Source organism: Streptomyces sp. NPDC003032, assembly GCF_053591415.1.
Map to the genome: position 1 here is coordinate 72,585 of NZ_JBSFTT010000029.1, position 15,637 is coordinate 88,221.

Consider the following 15,637-nt stretch of genomic DNA (forward strand, 5'->3'; position numbering starts at 1 on the left):
CAGTACCCGACATCGCGCATCCCTTCCGCCCCTGTCCGATCATGGGAAGGAGGTGACCCGATGACCGAAGTGCTCCTGCTCCTCGCGGCGGTGCTGCTCTGTGTGGCCTGCGGTGTCTTCGTCGCGGCGGAGTTCTCCCTCACCACGGTCGAGCGCGGCGAGCTCGAACGGGCCGTCGAGCGCGGCGAGCGCGGCGCCGCCGGCGCCCTCAAGGCCGCCAAGAACCTCACGTTCCAGCTCTCCGGCGCCCAGCTCGGCATCACCGTCACCAACCTGGTGGTCGGCATGCTCTCCGAGCCCTCGATCGCCAAGCTGATCTCGGGCCCGCTGCGCGACCTCGGCCTCCCCCGATCGGCGGCGTCCTCGGTGGCCCTGGTCATCGGCACGGCGCTGTCGACGGTCTTCCTGATGGTCATCGGTGAGCTGGTCCCCAAGAACTGGGCGATCTCCTCGCCGCTCGCCGTCGCCAAGCGCGTGGCGACGCCGCAGCGGCTGTTCAGCGCCGCGTTCCGGCCGTTCATCGCCCATCTGAACAACACCGCGAACCGTTCCGTACGCCGCTTCGGCATCGAGCCCGCCGAGGAGCTGGCCTCCGCGCGTGGCCCCAAGGAGCTGGTGGCCCTGGCCCGGCACTCCGCCAAGGAGGGCGCGCTGGAGGCGGACACCGCCGAGCTGTTCGTACGCACGCTGAACCTCGCCGACCTCAGCGCGGAGAACGTGATGACGCCGCGCGTCCAGGTCATGGCCCTCGACGTCCACGCCACCTGCGAGGACGTCGCGAACGCCACGCGTGCGACCGGCCTGTCCCGCTTCCCCGTCTACCGCGGCAACCTCGACTCGGTCGTCGGCGTCGCCCACATCAAGGACGTGCTCGCCGTGCCCGCCGAACGCAGGCCGCGCGTGTCCGTCGCCGAACTGATGCGCGAGCCGCTGCTCGTACCGGAGTCGCTGACCGTCGACCGCCTCCTCGACCGGCTCTCGGGCAAGCGCACGATGGCCGTGGTCATCGACGAGTACGGCGGCACCGCCGGGGTCGCCACCCTGGAGGACATCGTCGAGGAGGTCGTCGGCGAGGTACGGGACGAGCACGACCCGCACGAGACACCCGACATCGCCTCCGCGGGCAAGGACGACGACGGCAGGACGCTCTACTCCGCCGACGGCGCGGCCCGCACCGACCAGCTCGCGCGGGTCGGCCTGCGGGCGCCCGACGGGCCGTACGAGACGCTCGCCGGGCTCGTCGCGACAGAACTCGGCCGCATCCCGGCCGTCGGCGACAGCGTCGAGGTCGGCGGCTGGCGGCTCGACGTCACGGACGCCGCCGGGCACCGCGCCGCGCGCGTGCTCCTGCACGCCCCGCTGACCACGGACGAGGCGGAGGACGCCCGATGACCGCCATCCAGTTGCTGATCGGTTTCGCGACGCTCGTCGTCAACGCCTTCTTCGTGGGCGCCGAGTTCGCCCTCATCTCCGTACGCCGCAGCCAGATCGAACCGCACGCCGAGGAGGGCGACAGGCGCGCCAAGAGCGTGATGTGGGGCCTCAAGCACGTGTCGGCGCTGCTGGCGGCGGCGCAGCTGGGCATCACGCTGTGCACGCTCGTCCTCGGTGTCGTCGCGGAGCCCGCGATCGCGCATCTCCTTGAGCCGGTGTTCGACGGGGTGGGAGTGCCGCACGGTCTGGTGCACCCCATCTCGTTCGTCATCGCGCTGACCGTGGCGACGTATCTGCACATGCTGCTCGGCGAGATGATTCCCAAGAACATCGCGCTCGCCGAGCCGGTGCGCACGGCGCTGGTGCTCGGCCCGCCGCTGGTGGCGCTCGCACGGGCGCTGCGCCCGGTGATCTTCGCGATCAACGCGTTCGCCAACGGCCTGCTGAAGCTGTTGCGGGTCGAGGCCAAGGACGAGGTCTCGGCGAGCTTCTCGGACGACGATCTGGCCCGCATGGTCAAGGACTCCAGCGCCGCCGGTCTGATCGACGGCCGCGCGCAGGAGCGGCTGCACGACGCGCTCGAACTGGGCCGGCGCCCGGTCAGGGACGTCGTCCTGCCCCTGGAGGACGTGGTCTACGCGCGCGTGGGCGTCACTCCGGAGCAGTTGGAGAACCTCTCGGCCGAGTCCGGGTTCTCCCGCTTCCCGGTCGTCGACGAGGGCCGTCGGATCGTCGGCTACCTGCACGTCAAGGACGCCCTGGACCGGGCGCCGCGGGATCTGCCGTTCCGGGTCCCGGACATGCGGAAGATCGCCCAGGTGCGCGAGACGACGCCGCTGGACGACGCGCTGACCGCGATGCGGGGCAGCCGTACGCATGTGGCCGCGGTGCTCGGCTCCGACGGCAGGCTCGCCGGGATGGTCACCATGGAGGACGTGCTGCGGGAGCTGTTCGGCCAGACCGCGTAGCTACCCCGCCGGGGCCCTGGGCGCGTCGGTGCGCTCCGGAGTCGGTTCCTCCGTGATGCCGGGGCCTGCCGCCCCGGCCTCCGAGGCGCCGATCGCGGTCAGGACGGCGAGGAACGCCGCCAGACCGGCCGTCGCGAAGGCGGCGCCCCAGGCGACGTCCAGGAGGCTGGTCGCCCCGGCGACCAGGACGGCGGCGAGCGCCTGCGCGAAGGTGCGGATCGCACGTTCCGCCGTGGCTTTCCAGAAGGCTGCGGTCCACATGGCGTACTCGCTCTCTCGGGACGACGGTTTGCCCATGGCATACCGCCGCCGGGGCGCGCTGCACAGATCGCGCGCGCCTCGGCTTCGTCCGCCGCCTGCTTCCAGGGCGGCCGGCGGGTTACCATCGCTTCCGCCATGCAGATGAATGCCAACTACACCAGTCTCGTCGCGGTCGGCGACTCCTTCACCGAGGGCATGTCGGATCTGCTGCCCGACGGCAGCTACCGCGGCTGGGCCGACCTCCTGGCCGCGCGGATGGCGGCGCACAGCCCCGGCTTCCGCTACGCGAACCTCGCGGTGCGCGGCAAGCTCATCGGCCAGATCGTCGCCGAGCAGGTGGACGTGGCGGCCGCGATGCAGCCCGACGTCATCACCTTGGTGGGCGGCCTCAACGACACACTGCGCCCCAAGTGCGACATGAACCGCGTGCGTGACCTCCTCGAAGAGGCCGTCGAACGGCTCGCTCCCTCCTGCAAGCAGCTCGTCCTGATGCGCAGCCCGGGCCGGAACGGTCCGGTGATGGAGCGGTTCCGTCCGCGCATGGAGGAGCTCTACGCCCATATCGACGACCTGGCGTCCCGGCACGACGCGGTGGTCGTGAACCTGTACGGCGCTTCGGTCCTCGGCGACCAGCGCCTCTGGGACGTCGACCGGCTGCACCTCACGGCCGAGGGGCACCGCAGGATCGCAGAGGCCGTGTGGCAGTCCCTCGGCTACCCGCCCGAGGACGACTGGCAGACCCCGCTGTCCGCGGCCGTGCCGCTGAACTGGGCCCGGCGCCGCGTCGCCGACGTCCGCTTCGCCCGGCAGCACCTCATGCCGTGGATCGGCCGCCGCCTCACCGGCCGCTCCTCCGGTGACGGCCGCCCGCCGAAGCGTCCCGAGCTGCTGCCTTACGACGGCCCGCTGCCCTAGGCCGTGTCCGCCGGCTGGACGGGCCACTCGGGGGAGCGGCCTGATACGCGGCCGCAAGCCGTACCGGATCTCCGCCGTGCCTGTCCCCGTGGCCCGCACAGCGCTAGCGTCGGCGCATGATCGTATGGCTCAACGGCACCCACGGCGCGGGCAAGACCACGACCAGCGCACTCGTCCAGCCCCTCCTCCCGGATTCGCGGGTGTTCGACGCCGAGAAGGTCGGCGAGACGCTCATGGACATCACGCCCGGGCTGCCCGGGACGGACAACTTCCAGCACTGGCCGCCGTGGCGGCCGCTGGTCGTCGAGACCGCCCGCCGCGTACTCGACTACACCGGCGGCACCCTGGTGGTGCCCATGACCGTCCTGGTCGAGCGGTACTGGCGCGAGATCAGCGCGGGCCTCGCCGAACACTCCATCCCGGTAAGGCACTTCGTCCTCCACGCCGATCAGGACACCCTGCGCGGGCGCATCGAGGGGGACACCCTTCTCGGCCCCTCCCCCTTCCGCCTCGCATACCTGGAGCCCTACGCCGAGGCCGCCCGCACCTGGCTGCACGGCGAGGCCGAGGTCGTCGACACCACACACCTCACGCCCGCCCAGGCCGCCCTGCGGATCGCGGAGGCCGTCCGGAGCTGAGGCCCGCCCGCCACGCGAAAACAGCGTCTGACCTGTAGGTTCCTACATCACGCAGATGGTTCGGAGCCCGTATGGACGCCCGGTAAACTCCGTACACGTGACTGCCGCGCCTGCAAAGCCCCGTATCCCGAACGTCCTCGCGGGACGTTATGCCTCCGTCGAGCTCGCCACCCTCTGGTCGCCCGAGCAGAAGGTGAGACTGGAGCGTCAGCTCTGGCTCGCCGTGCTGCGCGCGCAGAAGGACCTCGGGATCGAGGTTCCCGACGCCGCCATCGCCGACTACGAGCGCGTCCTCGACCAGGTCGACCTGGCCTCCATCGCCGAGCGCGAGAAGGTCACGCGCCATGACGTGAAGGCCCGTATCGAGGAGTTCAACGCCCTCGCCGGGCACGAGCACGTGCACAAGGGCATGACCTCGCGCGACCTCACCGAGAACGTCGAGCAGCTGCAGATCCGGCTCTCCCTTGAGCTGATCCGCGGCCGCACCGTCGCCGTCCTCGCCCGGCTCGGCAAGCTCGCCGGCGAGTACGCCGAGCTGGTCATGGCGGGCCGCTCCCACAACGTCGCCGCGCAGGCGACGACGCTGGGCAAGCGCTTCGCGACCGGCGCCGACGAGCTCCTCGTCGCCTACCGCCGCCTCGACGACCTCCTCGGCCGCTACCCGCTGCGCGGCATCAAGGGCCCGGTCGGCACCGCCCAGGACATGCTCGACCTGCTCGGCGGCGACACGGACAAGCTGACGGAGCTGGAGGACCGTATCGCCGGGCACCTCGGCTTCGACCGCGCCTTCACCTCGGTCGGCCAGGTCTACCCGCGCTCCCTGGACTACGAGGTCGTCACCGCGCTGGTGCAGGTCGCCTCCGCGCCGTCCTCCCTCGCCAAGACGATCCGTCTGATGGCCGGGCACGAACTGGTCACCGAGGGCTTCAAGCCGGGCCAGGTCGGCTCGTCCGCGATGCCGCACAAGATGAACACCCGCTCGTGCGAGCGCGTCAACGGCCTCACCGTCATCCTGCGCGGCTACGCCTCGATGACCGGCGAGCTGGCGGGCGACCAGTGGAACGAGGGCGACGTCTCCTGCTCGGTCGTACGCCGGGTCGCCCTGCCCGACGCGTTCTTCGCGCTCGACGGCCTCCTGGAGACCTTCCTGACCGTGCTGGACGAGTTCGGCGCCTTCCCGGCGGTCGTCGCGCGCGAGCTGGACCGCTACCTCCCCTTCCTCGCCACCACCAAGGTCCTGATGGCCTCGGTGCGCGCGGGCGTCGGCCGCGAGGAGGCCCACGAGGCCATCAAGGAGAACGCGGTCGCCTCCGCGCTCGCCATGCGGGAGCAGGGCGCCGAGCGCAATGAACTCCTCGACAAGCTCGCCGCCGACTCCCGCATCCCGCTGGACCGCGCGCAGCTCGACGAGCTGATGGCCGACAAGCTGTCCTTCACGGGGGCGGCGAGCGACCAGGTCGCCACGGTCGTCGCGCGGATCGAGACGCTCCTCAAGCAGCACCCGGAGGCCGCGGCGTACACGCCGGGCGCGATCCTCTGACGGTCATGTCGGATACGGTGGCCCCGGGGCAAGACGCCCCGGGGCCACCGTGTTCCACAGGCTTCAAAGACCTATGTCCCTGCTGCGGAAGTCCGCCAGTGATTCGCGGCGGACCAGCAGCCTGGCGTGCCCGTCGGCCACCGCGACCACGGGCGGGCGGCCCACGAGGTTGTAGCCGGACGCCATCGACAGGTGGTAGGCCCCCGCGACCGGGACGGCGAGCAGATCCCCCGGCCGTACGTCGCCGGGGAGCGGGACGTCCGAGGCGAGGATGTCGCCCGCCTCGCAGTGCCGCCCGACCACCGTCACCGGCTGCGGCCCGGACATCGAGCGCCGGCCGATCAGACGGGGCGCGTAGCGCACTCCGTACAGGGCGGGCCGCGGGTTGTCGCTCATGCCTCCGTCGACCGCTACGAAGGTCTGCCCGCCGGTCCGCTTGACCGCGAGGACCCGGTAGAGCGCCACCCCGGCGGGGCCGGCGATCGCCCGCCCCGGCTCCACGACGAGCCGCGGCACGGGCAGGCCGGCCGCCGCGCAGCTCCCGGTCAGTTCGGCGCGCACCTTGCGGGCGAGGGAGGCGATGTCGAGCGCGTCCTCGCCCGGCCGGTACGCGATGCCGTGTCCGCCGCCGAGGTCCAGTTCGGGGAGGGCGATCCCGTGCTGGTCCTTGACGCGTGCCATCAGCCCGACCAGCCGGCGCACCGCGCACACGAAGGGCTTCTCCGTGGTGATCTGCGAGCCCAGGTGGCAGTGCGGGCCCACCAGTTCGAGCGTGGGCTGGCCGACTATGCGGGCGATGGCGTGCTGCGCCGAGCCGTCGGTGAGGGAGAGGCCGAATTTCTGGTCGTCCGTGCCCGTCCGTATCTTGACGTGCCCGCCGGCCGCGATGCCCGGCACGACCCGGACCATCACCTTCTGCCGACTGCCCGGCGGCACGGCGGCGGCCAGGCGCGCGATCTCCGACGCGCTGTCGATGACGATCCGCCCGACCCCGAGCCGCAGCGCGGTCCGCAGATCGTCGGGGCTCTTGGCGTTGCCGTGCAGGACGATGCGGTCCGCGGGGAACCCCGTGGTGACGGCGAGCTCCAGCTCCCCGGCCGAGCAGACATCGAGCCCGAGGCCCTCCTCGTCGATCCAGTGCGCCATCGCGCGGCACAGGAACGCCTTGGCGGCATAGAGCACTTCGGCGCCCTTGAACGCACGCAGGTAGCTGCGGCAGCGTGCGCGTACGTCAGCTTCGTCCAGGACGTAGCCGGGCGTACCGAAGCGCTCGGCGACCTCGGAGAGCGGCACTCCGCCGACGGCGAGATCGCCGTGTGCGAGGGGTGTGGCGGACGCGGGCCAGATGGACAGGTCACCGTCGGGCGTGGTCCGCCTCGTCCTCAGCCGATCCACAGGGCCACCGCACCCACCAGCACCGCCGCGCCGCTGACCCGCGGCGCGCCCACCGCGCGTGGGTCCCGCTCGCGCCACGCGGCGGCGTGGCGCTCGCGCGGCCGGGCCGGCGCGGGGCCGACGGGGTGTGTGGCCAGGCGGGGGTCGACGGTGATGCCGCTGACGCCGAGCGGCACGACAAGGGCACGGAGTGCCGGTTCGGAGAGCCTGATCCACGTCTGCCGGGAGCCGAGGGCCGCGCTCAGCCGCTGCGCTGTGGTGAAGGCGACGGCGGTGCGCCCGCCGACGGGTGTGCGGAACAGGCGGGCCACGCAGCCCACGGGTCCCGGCCGGACGGGGACGAAGAGCGGCCCGGCCGGGCCGGGTTCACAGGGCTCGGGATCCTCGCCGCACAGAAGCTCTGCCATGGGGTTCCTCCGGTGGAGAGAGAAGGTGGAGAGAGAAGGTGGAGAGAGAAGGTGTACGGAGACGTTATGCCCGGCACGGAGTGTCAACCTTCCCTGGCTGACGCGACGTTGACGCGTCAGCCATCCTCCCTGACGCGACACTGGCGCGCCGCCGCCCCGGCCATCAGGGCCGCGTCAACGCCGACGAGGCCCTCTTGAGCCGTCGTACGCGGGCCAGTTGGATGACGAGAGGGGACATATGCGGGCCAGTTGGAGAGACGAGGGGATGGGAACCCGGGGTGAGGCGGCCGGCGGCGCGACCCCGGCCCGCGACCGACCGCTCGTCCCTTCTCGCGCACCTACGGTCCGAAGTTCACTCGAAGGTTCCACCAAAGTCCCACCGAGGTCCCATCAAAGTCCCATCAGGTCCCACCGAGGTCCCATCTAAGTCCCGTCAAGTCCCACCGAGGTCCCACCGAGGTCCCACTCCGGAGGAGCGGCTCATGATCCAGCTTTCCCCGCACCGTCTGCCCGTCGCGCCCCGCTGGTTCACCGCCGGGGCCCCCGGGCCCGCATGCCTGCCCGAACACGTCGCCGCCACCGGGGTGGGCGCCTGGTGGGGCGACCGCGCGCTGAGACCGCGGGCCGTGGCGGTCTCGTGCGCGGGCCATGTGCTGCTGAGCGGTGATCCGGGAGGCGTCGACCCGGCCTCTCTGGCGCCCTTCGCGCACAGCCAGGTCGAGGCGCCCGCCCGCTTCCTGCCGGTGCTCGGCGCCGCCTTCGACCGGGTCGCCCCGGCCGAGCGCATGGTCTACGTACACCGCGAGCCGGTGACCGCGCCGCGTCCGCCGCGCGGTGTGACCGTCCGCCGCCTGTCACCCGACGACGCTCCCGCACTCGTCGGCCTCTCCCCCGACGACTCGGCCTGGATCCACGCCAGTTGGGGCGGTCCGGCCGAGCTCGCCGCTTCGGGGCACGGCTGGGCCGCGTTCGACCGGGGCGGCCGGATCGCCGCCGTCGCCTGCGGCTACTTCGTGGGCGACGCGTATGAGGACGTGGCCGTGCTCACCATGCCCGAGCGCCGCCGCGAACACCTGGCGGCGGCCTGTGTCACCGCCCTGTGCGCGGACATCACCGCGCGCGGCCGCACCGCGAGCTGGTCGTGCGGGCGCAACGACCGGCCCAGCCGCCTGCTCGCCTGGAACGCGGGGTTCCGGTTGCACCGCGAGTACGTCCGGTACGCCACCGGGAACCCTGTCGCGCGACCTCAGTCCGCACCCCGCGCCTCCGCGTGAGCCGACACCCGCGCCGGTACACCGGGTGCCCCCGCACGTCCTAGCCGCCCGCTCGTTCGAGATCAAGAGCGTTCAGAAGAGGGCAAGGTCACAGCCTTTGTTGGCACCGCGTGCCATGGGTTGCGCCCTAGCATCGGGGCATGACGGTCCTGCCTGACGACGGGCTTTCCCTGGCCGCCGAGTTCCCTGATGCGACCCATGAGCAGTGGCAGCGCCTTGTGGAAGGCGTGCTGCGCAAGTCGGGTAAGGACGTATCGGGCACGGCCGCAGAGGAAGCGCTGTCCACCGCCCTGGAGGACGGGCTCACCACCCGCCCCCTGTACACCTCCCGTGACGCCGCGCCCACCGCCGGCCTCCCCGGTTTCGCCCCCTTTGTACGGGGCGCCACACCCAGCGGCAGCACCGCCGCGGGCTGGGACGTACGGCAGCGGCACATGAGCGCCGACCCGGCCCGCACGAACGAAGCCGTGCTCGCGGACCTGGAGAACGGCGTCACCTCGCTGTGGCTGGGCGTGGGCGCGGCAGGCGTACCGGTGTCCGACCTGGCGCGGACGCTGGACGGCGTCTATCTGGACCTGGCCCCGATCGCGCTCGACGCGGGGGCCGAGTACGGTCCCGCGGCGCGCGAGCTGCTGCGCCTGTACGAGGCCGCGGGCGTCGCCAAGGAGTCGGCGCGCGGCACGCTCGGCGCGGACGTCCTCGGCCACGAGGCCCGCTCAGGTGAGGCATTGGACCCGGCGGAAGCCGTTGAGCTCGCACGGCTGTGCGGGCGGGAGTACCCGGGGGTGCGGGCCCTCGCCGTGGACGCGCTGCCGTACCACGAGGCGGGCGGCTCGGCCGCGCAGGAGCTTGGCGCCTCCCTCGCCACGGGCGTCGCCTATCTGCGGGAGCTGACCGCGGCCGGGCTGTCGGTCGAAGAGGCCTGCGCGCAGCTGGAGTTCCGCTACGCGGCGACCGCCGACCAGTTCCTGACGATCGCCAAGCTCCGTGCCGCGCGCCGCCTTTGGGCCCGCGTCGCCGAGGTGTGCGGGGCGGCCGCCGCGGGGGCGCAGCGTCAGCACGCCGTGACCTCGCCGGTGATGATGACGCGCCGCGACCCGTGGGTGAACATGCTGCGCACGACGGTGGCGTGCCTGGGCGCGGGCGTCGGCGGCGCCGATGCCGTCACCGTGCTGCCGTTCGACCACTCGTTGGGCCTCCCGGACGCGTTCGCGCGCCGCATCGCCCGCAATACGTCCACGATCCTCATCGACGAGTCGCACCTGGCCCGCGTCATCGACCCGGCGGGCGGTTCCTGGTACGTGGAGCGCCTCACCGACGAACTGGCCCACGCGGGCTGGGCGTTCTTCCAGGAGATCGAGCGTGCGGGCGGCCAGGCGGCCGCCCTGCGCTCCGGGATGGTCGGCGAGCGTCTCGCCGGCACCTGGGCCGAGCGCAGCGCGAAGCTCGCCCGGCGCCGGGAACCGATCACCGGCGTCAGTGAGTTCCCGCTCCTGGCGGAGCGGCCCGTGGAGCGCGCGACCGCACCGGCCGCGCCGACCGGCGGGCTGCCCCGGGTACGCCGCGACGAGACGTACGAGGAGCTGCGTACCCGCTCGGACGCGCATCTCGCGGAGACCGGCGCGCGCCCCAAGGTGTTCCTCGCCGCGCTCGGCCCCGCCGCCGCGCACACCGGGCGGGCCGCGTTCGCCGCGAACCTCTTCCAGGCGGGCGGCATCGAGACCGTTCACGAGCCCGCGACGGTGGACGCGGCGACGGCCGCCGACGCCTTCGAGGCCAGCGGCGCGACGGTCGCGTGCCTGTGTTCCAGCGACGCGCTCTACGCCGAGCAGGCGGAGGCCGTCACCCGAGCGCTCAAGTCCGCGGGCGCGCGGCAGGTGTTCCTCGCGGGGCGCGGTGCGTACGACGGCGTCGACGCGTACGTCTTCGCCGGCTGTGACGCCGTGGCCGTGCTCACCTCCACCCTCGACCGCATGGGAGTGGCGTAATGCGCATCCCCGATTTCTCCTCCGTCGACCTGGGTTCCGGCGCGGGCGTGGAGGGCTCGTCCGAGCAGTGGCGCACCGCGGTGAAGGAGTCCACGGGCAGGTCCGAGAGCGACCTGCTGTGGGAGACGCCCGAGGGCATCGCGGTCAAGCCGCTGTACACGGGCGCCGACCTGGAGGGCGTCGACTTCCTCGGGACGTATCCGGGTGTGGCCCCGTATCTGCGCGGCCCCTATCCGACGATGTACGTGAACCAGCCCTGGACGATCCGGCAGTACGCGGGTTTCTCCACCGCCGAGGAGTCCAACGCCTTCTACCGGCGCAATCTCGCGGCCGGTCAGAAGGGCCTGTCGGTCGCCTTCGACCTGCCGACGCACCGCGGGTACGACAGCGACCATCCGCGCGTCACCGGCGATGTCGGCATGGCGGGCGTGGCGATCGACTCCATCTATGACATGCGTCAGCTCTTCGACGGCATTCCGCTGGACAGGATGACGGTGTCGATGACGATGAACGGCGCCGTGCTCCCCGTACTGGCGCTGTACATCGTGGCGGCGGAGGAACAGGGCGTACCGCCGGAGAAGCTGGCCGGGACCATTCAGAACGACATTCTCAAAGAGTTCATGGTCCGCAACACCTACATCTATCCGCCGAAGCCCTCGATGCGGATCATCTCCGACATCTTCGCGTACACCTCGCAGAAGATGCCGCGCTACAACTCCATCTCGATCTCCGGCTATCACATTCAGGAGGCGGGGGCGACGGCCGACCTGGAGCTGGCGTACACGCTCGCCGACGGTGTGGAGTATCTGCGGGCCGGGCGGGAGGCGGGGTTGGACGTCGACGCGTTCGCGCCCCGGCTCTCCTTCTTCTGGGCGATCGGCATGAACTTCTTCATGGAGGTCGCCAAGCTCCGGGCGGCGCGCCTGCTGTGGGCGAAGCTGGTCAAGCAGTTCGACCCGAAGAACGCCAAGTCACTGTCCTTGCGTACTCATTCGCAGACGTCGGGCTGGTCGCTGACCGCGCAGGACGTGTTCAACAACGTCACGCGTACGTGTGTCGAGGCGATGGCGGCGACGCAGGGCCACACCCAGTCCCTGCACACGAACGCCCTCGACGAGGCGCTCGCCCTGCCGACCGACTTCTCCGCGCGCATCGCCCGCAACACCCAGCTCCTGATCCAGCAGGAGTCGGGGACGACGCGGACGATCGACCCGTGGGGCGGCAGCGCGTACGTCGAGAAGCTCACCTACGACCTGGCACGCCGTGCCTGGCAGCACATCGAGGAGGTCGAGGCGGCGGGCGGCATGGCGCAGGCCATCGAGGCCGGCATCCCGAAGCTGCGCGTCGAGGAGGCCGCCGCGCGCACCCAGGCCCGCATCGACTCGGGACGCCAGCCCGTGATCGGCGTCAACAAGTACCGGGTGGAGACCGACGAGCAGATCGAGGTCCGGGCGGTCGACAACTCCTCGGTGCGCACCCAGCAGATCGCCAAGCTGCGCCGCCTGCGCGAGGAGCGCGACGACGCGGCCTGCCAGGACGCGCTGCGCGCGCTGACCGCGGCGGCCGAGCGCGGCTCGGGTCCGGGCCTGGAGGGCAATCTGCTCGCGCTCGCGGTCGACGCGGCCCGCGCGAAGGCCACGGTCGGTGAGATCTCTGACGCCTTGGAGAGCGTGTACGGGCGGCACGCGGGCCAGATCCGTACGATCTCCGGTGTGTACCGCACCGAAGCAGGCCAGTCCCCGTCCGTCGAGCGCACACGCGCGCTGGTGGACGCGTTCGACGAGGCCGAGGGGCGCCGCCCGCGCATCCTGGTCGCCAAGATGGGCCAGGACGGCCACGACCGCGGCCAGAAGGTGATCGCCAGCGCCTTCGCCGACCTGGGTTTCGACGTCGACGTCGGTCCGCTCTTCCAGACCCCGGCGGAGGTCGCCCGCCAGGCCGTCGAGGCCGACGTGCACATCGTGGGCGTCTCCTCGCTGGCCGCCGGGCATCTGACCCTCGTACCGGCGCTGCGCGAGGAGCTGGCCGCCGAGGGCCGCGACGACATCATGATCGTCGTGGGCGGGGTGATCCCTCCGCAGGACGTCGAGGCGCTGCACGAGGCGGGCGCCACGGCGGTGTTCCCGCCCGGCACGGTGATCCCGGACGCGGCGCACGACCTGGTGACCCGACTGGCGGCCGATCTCGGCCACGACCTGTGAGCCGGTGAGCCCGCTGCCTGTGACCATCGACATCGACACGTATGTGAAGGGCGTCCTCGACGGGAAGCGCGCGTACGTCGCGCGCGCCATCACCCTCGTCGAGTCGACGCGACCGCAGCACCGTGCGCTCGCGCAGCAGTTGCTGACGGAGCTGCTCCCGCACAGCGGGCGGGCGCGGCGGGTCGGCATCAGCGGTGTGCCGGGTGTGGGCAAGTCCACGTTCATCGACGCGCTCGGTACGATGCTCACCTCGCTCGGCCACCGGGTCGCGGTGCTCGCCGTCGACCCGTCGTCGACGCGCACGGGCGGCTCCATCCTGGGCGACAAGACGCGGATGGAGCGGCTCTCGCTGGATCCCGCCGCGTTCGTACGCCCGTCTCCCTCCGCCGGGACGCTCGGCGGGGTGGCCAAGGCGACGCGGGAGTCGATCGTGGTGATGGAGGCGGCGGGTTACGACGTGGTGCTCGTGGAGACCGTGGGCGTCGGGCAGTCGGAGACGACGGTCGCGAACATGGTCGACACGTTCCTGCTGCTGACCCTGGCCCGCACGGGTGATCAGTTGCAGGGCATCAAGAAGGGCGTCCTTGAGCTGGCGGACGTGATCGCCGTGAACAAGGCGGACGGGCCGCACGAGCGGGACGCGCGCTCGGCGGCGCGTGAACTGGCGGGCGCCCTACGGCTGATGCACCCTTCCGACGCCGCCTGGACGCCGCCCGTACTCACGTGCAGCGCCCGCGAGTCGAGCGGCCTGGACACGCTCTGGGAGCGGATCGAGCAGCACCGCACGCTCCTGGACTCGACCGGCCGCCTCGCCGCCAAGCGCCGCGACCAGCAGGTCGACTGGACGTGGTCGATGGTCCGTGACGAGCTGCTCGGCAGGCTTCGGGACCACGCGGACGTGCGGCGCGTCACCCCTGATCTTGAGCGACGCGTCCGGGAGGGTACGTTGACGGCCACCTCGGCCGCCGAGCGGATCCTCGACGCGTTCCAGACGCGCCGCATGTGAATGAACGGAGCCACCCGCACCATGAACGTCCCCCGCGACGACGCCCCCGTCCTGGTCCGCCGCGAGGGCCGCGCCGGGCACCTCGTCCTGAACCGGCCGCGGGCCATCAACGCCCTCGACCACGCCATGGTCCGGCTGATGGACGACGCCCTCACCGCCTGGCAGGACGACGAGTCGGTGGCGACGGTGGTGCTCACCGGCGCCGGGGAGCGCGGCCTGTGCGCGGGCGGCGACATCCGCTCCATCCATGACGACGTCCGGGCGGGCGGAGGGGCGGCCTCGGCCGCGTTCTGGCACGACGAGTACCGCCTCGACGCGCGGATCGCCCGCTACCGGAAGCCGTACGTCGCCGTCATGGACGGCATCGTGATGGGTGGCGGCGTGGGCGTCTCGGCGCACGGCAGCGTGCGGGTGGTCACCGAACGCTCGCGGGTCGCCATGCCGGAGACCGGCATCGGTTTCGTCCCGGACGTGGGCGGCACCTATCTGCTGACACGTACGCCGGGCGAGCTGGGCACGCACCTCGCGCTGACCGGCACGGCCGTGGGCGCGGGCGACGCGGTGCTGTGCGGCCTCGCCGACCACTACGTACGCTCCGAGCGCCTGGAGGAGTTCACCGCGGCCCTCGCCGACATCGAGGCGCCCGAGGCCGTACGCCGGTACGCCGATATGGTCCCGGCCGGTGAACTCGCCGCGCACCGCGAGTGGATCGACCACTGCTACGCCGCGGACACCGTCGAGGAGATCGTCGACCGGCTGCACGCCTCCGGCGACCGGCACGCGAAGGAAGCGGCCGAGACGATTTTGACGAAGTCCCCGACCTCCCTCAAGGTGACGCTCGCCGCGCTGCGCCGGGCGCGTGAACTGCCGTCCCTGGAAGCCGTCCTCGCGCAGGAGTACCGGGTGTCCTGTGCCGCGCTCGGCTCACCCGACCTTCCCGAGGGCATCAGGGCCCAGGTCGTCGACAAGGACCACAGGCCGCGCTGGTCGCCCGCCGGGCTTGAGCAGGTGACGGAGGCGGATGTGGCCCGCTTCTTCGAGGACGTCGACGTGCACGCTCCGTGCCGGCGGTGACGCGTCGTCGCGACGGCGGCAGGCCTCAGGGCGGGTCGATCTCGGTGACCACGGCGAGGAGTTGGAAGGGCAGCTCCTTGTCCCACTGCGCGACACCGAGGGCGATCCAGCGGCCGTCCACCCGCCACAGGTGCAGATCCGGCACGGACGAGCTGAGCTGGGCCCACGGCTCCGGTATCTCCTCGGCCTCGGTCCCGCCCTGGCCGTCGGTCCCCAACTCCGCGTCCATGGTGCGCTCGAAGAGGCTCGCCAGGCTGAACCTCTGGGGCGGCCCCCAGCGGTCGGCGAGGAGGACCGTCAGACCGTCCCGCTCGGCCTCGTACTGCTCCTCGGTGATGTGCCACCGCGTGCCGTCGTCCTCCCAGAAGGTGTCGCTCGTCAGTAACTCGGCGATGTGGTACCCGGGACCCTCGGAGCCGCACTCCGACCTGCCGTGCTCCGCGGGGAACTCCCGTGAGCGCAGCAGGTCGATCGCGGCGAGATGCTGTGCGGTACTCATGAAGCCCAGTAAAGCGGGCGCCACTGACAATCGGTCA

14 protein-coding genes are annotated in these 15,637 nt (G+C 72.0%); 10 read left to right on the plus strand and 4 right to left on the minus strand.

Annotated elements, in window-relative coordinates:
• Positions 1 to 60: 60 nt before the first annotated feature.
• Together ACWDZ7_RS32220 and ACWDZ7_RS32225 are read left to right on the plus strand one after the other, a co-directional pair.
• Complete coding sequence (locus ACWDZ7_RS32220) at positions 61 to 1,392, plus strand: hemolysin family protein (protein WP_451801901.1); 1,332 nt, start codon at positions 61 to 63, stop codon at positions 1,390 to 1,392.
• The gene (locus ACWDZ7_RS32225) at positions 1,389 to 2,402 is read left to right on the plus strand and encodes a hemolysin family protein (protein ID WP_451801902.1); all 1,014 of its coding nucleotides are present in this window, start codon (positions 1,389 to 1,391) and stop codon (positions 2,400 to 2,402) included. The genes ACWDZ7_RS32220 and ACWDZ7_RS32225 overlap by 4 nt, the downstream gene beginning before the upstream one ends.
• On the opposite strand, the gene ACWDZ7_RS32230 is transcribed toward ACWDZ7_RS32225, so the two are convergent.
• Positions 2,403 to 2,663 carry a holin gene (locus tag ACWDZ7_RS32230; RefSeq protein WP_451801903.1) on the minus strand — a complete coding sequence of 87 codons (261 nt, stop codon included), beginning with the start codon at positions 2,661 to 2,663 and terminating at the stop codon, positions 2,403 to 2,405.
• A gap of 135 nt (positions 2,664 to 2,798) precedes the next feature.
• Between ACWDZ7_RS32230 and ACWDZ7_RS32235 the strand changes: the two genes are divergently transcribed.
• The 3 genes from ACWDZ7_RS32235 (at position 2,799) to purB (ending at position 5,756) form a co-directional block, all read left to right on the plus strand.
• Positions 2,799 to 3,578: an SGNH/GDSL hydrolase family protein gene (locus tag ACWDZ7_RS32235; protein ID WP_451801905.1), complete on the plus strand. Its 780-nt coding sequence runs from the start codon at positions 2,799 to 2,801 to the stop codon at positions 3,576 to 3,578.
• Positions 3,579 to 3,694: 116 nt separating this feature from the next.
• Positions 3,695 to 4,216: an ATP-binding protein gene (locus ACWDZ7_RS32240; RefSeq protein WP_451801906.1), complete on the plus strand. Its 522-nt coding sequence runs from the start codon at positions 3,695 to 3,697 to the stop codon at positions 4,214 to 4,216.
• Between the two features lie 97 nt (positions 4,217 to 4,313).
• The gene (gene purB, locus ACWDZ7_RS32245) at positions 4,314 to 5,756 is read left to right on the plus strand and encodes an adenylosuccinate lyase (protein WP_451801908.1); all 1,443 of its coding nucleotides are present in this window, start codon (positions 4,314 to 4,316) and stop codon (positions 5,754 to 5,756) included.
• A gap of 63 nt (positions 5,757 to 5,819) precedes the next feature.
• Here the strand turns inward: purB and lysA are convergent, their stop codons facing one another.
• On the minus strand, positions 5,820 to 7,151 hold the full coding sequence (gene lysA, locus ACWDZ7_RS32250; protein ID WP_451801909.1) for a diaminopimelate decarboxylase: 1,332 nt from the start codon (positions 7,149 to 7,151) through the stop codon (positions 5,820 to 5,822).
• Positions 7,139 to 7,558, minus strand: a complete 420-nt coding sequence (locus ACWDZ7_RS32255; RefSeq protein ID WP_451801911.1) for an SAV_915 family protein — start codon at positions 7,556 to 7,558, stop codon at positions 7,139 to 7,141. Before ACWDZ7_RS32255 ends, lysA begins: the two co-directional genes overlap by 13 nt.
• A gap of 482 nt (positions 7,559 to 8,040) precedes the next feature.
• Between ACWDZ7_RS32255 and ACWDZ7_RS32260 the strand changes: the two genes are divergently transcribed.
• The 5 genes from ACWDZ7_RS32260 (at position 8,041) to ACWDZ7_RS32280 (ending at position 15,101) form a co-directional block, all read left to right on the plus strand.
• Positions 8,041 to 8,832, plus strand: a complete 792-nt coding sequence (locus ACWDZ7_RS32260) for a GNAT family N-acetyltransferase (protein WP_451801913.1) — start codon at positions 8,041 to 8,043, stop codon at positions 8,830 to 8,832.
• 140 nt (positions 8,833 to 8,972) lie between these two features.
• A complete protein-coding gene (locus ACWDZ7_RS32265) occupies positions 8,973 to 10,820 on the plus strand; it encodes a methylmalonyl-CoA mutase family protein (protein WP_451801915.1) in 1,848 nt (615 codons plus the stop codon).
• A complete protein-coding gene (scpA, locus tag ACWDZ7_RS32270; RefSeq protein ID WP_451801916.1) occupies positions 10,820 to 13,021 on the plus strand; it encodes a methylmalonyl-CoA mutase in 2,202 nt (733 codons plus the stop codon). Before ACWDZ7_RS32265 ends, scpA begins: the two co-directional genes overlap by 1 nt.
• A 13-nt stretch (positions 13,022 to 13,034) precedes the next feature.
• Positions 13,035 to 14,027, plus strand: a complete 993-nt coding sequence (meaB, locus tag ACWDZ7_RS32275; protein WP_451801941.1) for a methylmalonyl Co-A mutase-associated GTPase MeaB — start codon at positions 13,035 to 13,037, stop codon at positions 14,025 to 14,027.
• A gap of 21 nt (positions 14,028 to 14,048) precedes the next feature.
• Positions 14,049 to 15,101 (plus strand): enoyl-CoA hydratase/isomerase family protein, encoded by a 1,053-nt coding sequence (locus tag ACWDZ7_RS32280; RefSeq protein ID WP_451801918.1) that lies wholly within the window; start codon positions 14,049 to 14,051, stop codon positions 15,099 to 15,101.
• Between the two features lie 25 nt (positions 15,102 to 15,126).
• On the opposite strand, the gene ACWDZ7_RS32285 is transcribed toward ACWDZ7_RS32280, so the two are convergent.
• Positions 15,127 to 15,600 (minus strand): hypothetical protein, encoded by a 474-nt coding sequence (locus ACWDZ7_RS32285; protein WP_451801920.1) that lies wholly within the window; start codon positions 15,598 to 15,600, stop codon positions 15,127 to 15,129.
• Positions 15,601 to 15,637: the final 37 nt, after the last annotated feature.